Source organism: Paenibacillus sp. P4_E11 (assembly GCF_056401635.1).
In genome coordinates this window covers 1-3,163 of record NZ_JBFUIX010000277.1, presented here as the reverse complement: position 1 = coordinate 3,163, position 3,163 = coordinate 1, and the positions used below count along the sequence as shown (strand labels likewise).

4 protein-coding genes are annotated in these 3,163 nt (G+C 48.9%); all 4 read right to left on the bottom strand.

Annotated elements, in window-relative coordinates; genetic code table 11:
* Positions 1 to 870 (bottom strand): zinc-dependent alcohol dehydrogenase (locus AC1DWB_RS32735; protein WP_477545278.1); only part of this gene is annotated, 870 nt, incomplete at its 3' end.
* A 99-nt stretch (positions 871 to 969) separates the two neighbouring features.
* Positions 970 to 1,797, bottom strand: coding sequence for a helix-turn-helix domain-containing protein (locus AC1DWB_RS32730; RefSeq protein ID WP_477545277.1), 828 nt, complete (start codon positions 1,795 to 1,797; stop codon positions 970 to 972).
* Positions 1,798 to 1,828: 31 nt separating this feature from the next.
* Positions 1,829 to 2,533 carry a class I SAM-dependent methyltransferase gene (locus AC1DWB_RS32725; RefSeq protein ID WP_477545276.1) on the bottom strand — a complete coding sequence of 235 codons (705 nt, stop codon included), beginning with the start codon at positions 2,531 to 2,533 and terminating at the stop codon, positions 1,829 to 1,831.
* Between the two features lie 164 nt (positions 2,534 to 2,697).
* A complete protein-coding gene (locus AC1DWB_RS32720) occupies positions 2,698 to 3,078 on the bottom strand; it encodes a GNAT family N-acetyltransferase (protein WP_477545279.1) in 381 nt (126 codons plus the stop codon).
* Between the last annotated feature and the right edge of the window lie 85 nt (positions 3,079 to 3,163).

Genomic DNA, 3,163 nt, shown 5'->3' with positions numbered 1-3,163 from the left:
ACCTTGGGTTATATAGCTCCAGAACAACGCTGCCATATCGGGATGATTCCAGGCCTTATAATTCATAAGGGCATGAATACCCAGAATGGATACCGAATTCGATACGACGTTACGCCCTATGCCCTGCAGAGAAGGAGTCGCTGTATCCCCGAGCAGAATCACGCGTCCTAACGGCTTAACCAGCTTCGTGGCTTGGGCTAAGACAGCCGGATGACCGGTAATGTCGAAGACGACATCCAGCATCTTGCCATGGGTAACTTTCTGAATGGCTTCATGTGCTTGGCCCACGTCCATGGCCAGCCGATGAATACCAGGCTGCTCCTTGACCAGCTGCAGTCGACTCTCTGCAGGGTCGATGGCGAACACCTCTTGGGCTCCGGACAAATACACGAATTGCGTAACCAACTGTCCCAACAGCCCAAGTCCGATCACTCCAACCGTTTCCCCGAGCTGCAGCTCTGCTCTTCTCACGCCAAGCTGCGTGGTCTTCGACAGATTCGTCCACGCGCCTTGCTCATTGCTGACCCCTTGCGGAAGCAGGTATGCATGCTTGGCCTCTGCCTTGAAATATTGGGCGTGTGAATTCTCGACGAACACACGGTCACCCTTATGGATGCCCTTCACTTCTTGTCCCACATCAAGCACTTCCGCCACCATGGAGTAGCCAGGATGGAACGGATACTTCACCCAGCTGGACCAGTTCGTATCTGCGTCGAATACGCCTCTAAGGCATTGCAGCTCTGTTCCTGTACTAATAAGCGAGCATGCGGCGGCGCATAAAATCTCCGTAGGCTTGAGCGTAGCGTCGAATGATTCCTTGCGGAGCTCTACCTTTTCCTTCTCTGTGAAAACGATGTTCAATGTGTCCACATTAACCCTCCTCGATGGGCTAGATTATACCCTTGAGGCTATTGTATAGGGAGCGGACAGGTGAACAACAGAGCATGACTTTGTTGAAGTTTAACACTTTTACAGGTCGAATAATCCCTTGTATTGGCCTGGGGAAATCCCCGTGTATTTCTTGAATAGGCGGGAGAAGGTCTGGATATCGTTAAACCCGAGCATCCGGCTAATTTCGGTAATGTTCAGTTCCCGCATCTCCAGAAGCGATTTCGCTTTGGCGATCTTGATTTCCCGATGCAGCATGATGGGTGACTTGCCGAACATTTCCTTGAAGTGGTTGCTGACATAGGTTGGATTCATGTGCAAGCCTTCGGCTATATCCGCTAGCGAAAGGGCCGCTTCAGGCTGCGTTACAATCTTCAGCAGGACCGATAAGAAGCTGTGAGACGGCTGCCTTGTCTCCGCCATATCTGCGCTTCCGAGGGCATTGTCCAGCAACAAATATAGCAATTCCAGTGATTTGGCTTTATGCAGAATGACGCTCGGTAGGGAGCTTCCCTTTGACGTGGAGAGCATGAATTCATCGAAGACAGCTTCGAATTTCTGGTAATCTTTCAGAGGATAAATGTAAGGGATTTGTAGAAACGGCAACACATCCACGAGATTATGAATCTTGTACGTGAAATGCCACCAGAGAAATTCAGTTTCTTCATCACTGTCTTTGTACTGGTCATGCTCCAGAAAAGTAGGGATGAAAATGACGCTGCCCGGTGGGATGACATAGACCTGGTCCTGAACACGAAGCTTGGCCGAGCCTTTCTTCACATACGTCATCATGTAGAACTTCTCGAATGTACGGTTCCGGTAGTTCATCGCGCGGAGTCGATGGATATCGAACTGCAGCACCTTCAACTCCGCGATCTCCAGCAGAGAAGCAATTACATCATCCTTCATCGTAAGTCACATCCTCCTGCTGGCAAGCTTTCTAGCGTCGAACTACATAGGTGATGCAATCCGACTTAAGCGTGATCGCTCGCCCCTGTCGCTCAATATGGAACTCCAGCGGCTTTACGGTCGTGTAGACAACCTCCCAGCCTGTATAGGCGACCGTGAGCAATTGCTTCATCTGCTCGGTTGTCAGGTTCAACTCTATCATCGGTTCGAGCGAAGCTTCTGTCAATTGGTCGATCTCTTCGATATTGGAATTGATAATGATACAGTTGATCCCGCCTGCTTTCGTCCCGCGCACCATCCGACTCACCACATCGGTCAATTGAGACTGCGACTCCACATGCTCCAGCGCGGATACGGCCACGATATAATCGAACGCCTGCTCTACAATGTCGAACTTCCCAATGTCGGACAAGACCGGTTGTATGTAATCACTGACTCTGTGTTCGCGGCTGTAGCTCATTAACTTGGTAAGGGCGGACTCGATCAAGTCGACGCATACGACGCTACCGCCGCGGGTGCTCAACGTTTCTGCAATCGGGATGCTGTTACGGCCTACTCCGCAGCCCAGATCAAGTACGTGCAGAGTGTTCGGCGTATCGAAGTAAGCCAACGTATCCATCACCGTCTTAACGGGTTTGTGCAGCCAGGTCCCTTGCTCGAATAAGCTGTATTGCTCGTAGCAAGCTTCATGGTATTGCCTTTCCTCATCCCGAATCCTCTCGATTCTCTGGTCCATCTCGGCAGCTCCTTATTCTCCAGCGAAATTCAGTTAATTGATCTTTGAGAGATGCTCAACATATTCATCCTTGGTCAGCCCAAACAAGATGGAATCAAAATATCGTCCATTAGTATAGTAGACTTGGCGACGAACCCCCTCTTTAACGCATCCAACTTTTCTCATCATTGCAGCGGAAGCTTCGTTTCCTTCAAGTACGTAATCATTGAACTATTTAGTCTACGCTCGAAGAAAGCGTACTTCAAAAGTATGTTTACGGCTCTTGTGCCGTAACCCTTCCCTCGGTGGTCTCTGTCGATTTGAATGCCGATGCTAAACGTACCGTTTCTTTCGTCGATTCTGTTTAGGATGATCCCGCCGACATTTTGACCGTTCAAGTTTTCAATAGTAAACATGAGACGATTCGATGAGAAGTCAGAAAATTTTTCTGCAAATGATTTTGCCTCCGTAATTGTAGGCGGCAATTCAACCGCACACTCTAAAAGGCGCCGTGCAGGAGTATCAAAACGGTTGAAATAGTGATTCTCCCAATCTTCTAGTTGTATTGCGCGTAATCTTACTGCTTCATCCTGCCAAAAATAATTGCTGTTGGTATCTCATACTTTACTTCTGAATAATTGTGAATCATTA

Excerpts from the sequence above, each read along its gene's own strand:
- AC1DWB_RS32730 (WP_477545277.1), bottom strand. The coding sequence starts at position 1,797 with ATGAAGGATGATGTAATTGCTTCTCTGCTGGAGATCGCGGAGTTGAAG.
- AC1DWB_RS32725 (WP_477545276.1), bottom strand. The coding sequence starts at position 2,533 with ATGGACCAGAGAATCGAGAGGATTCGGGATGAGGAAAGGCAATACCAT.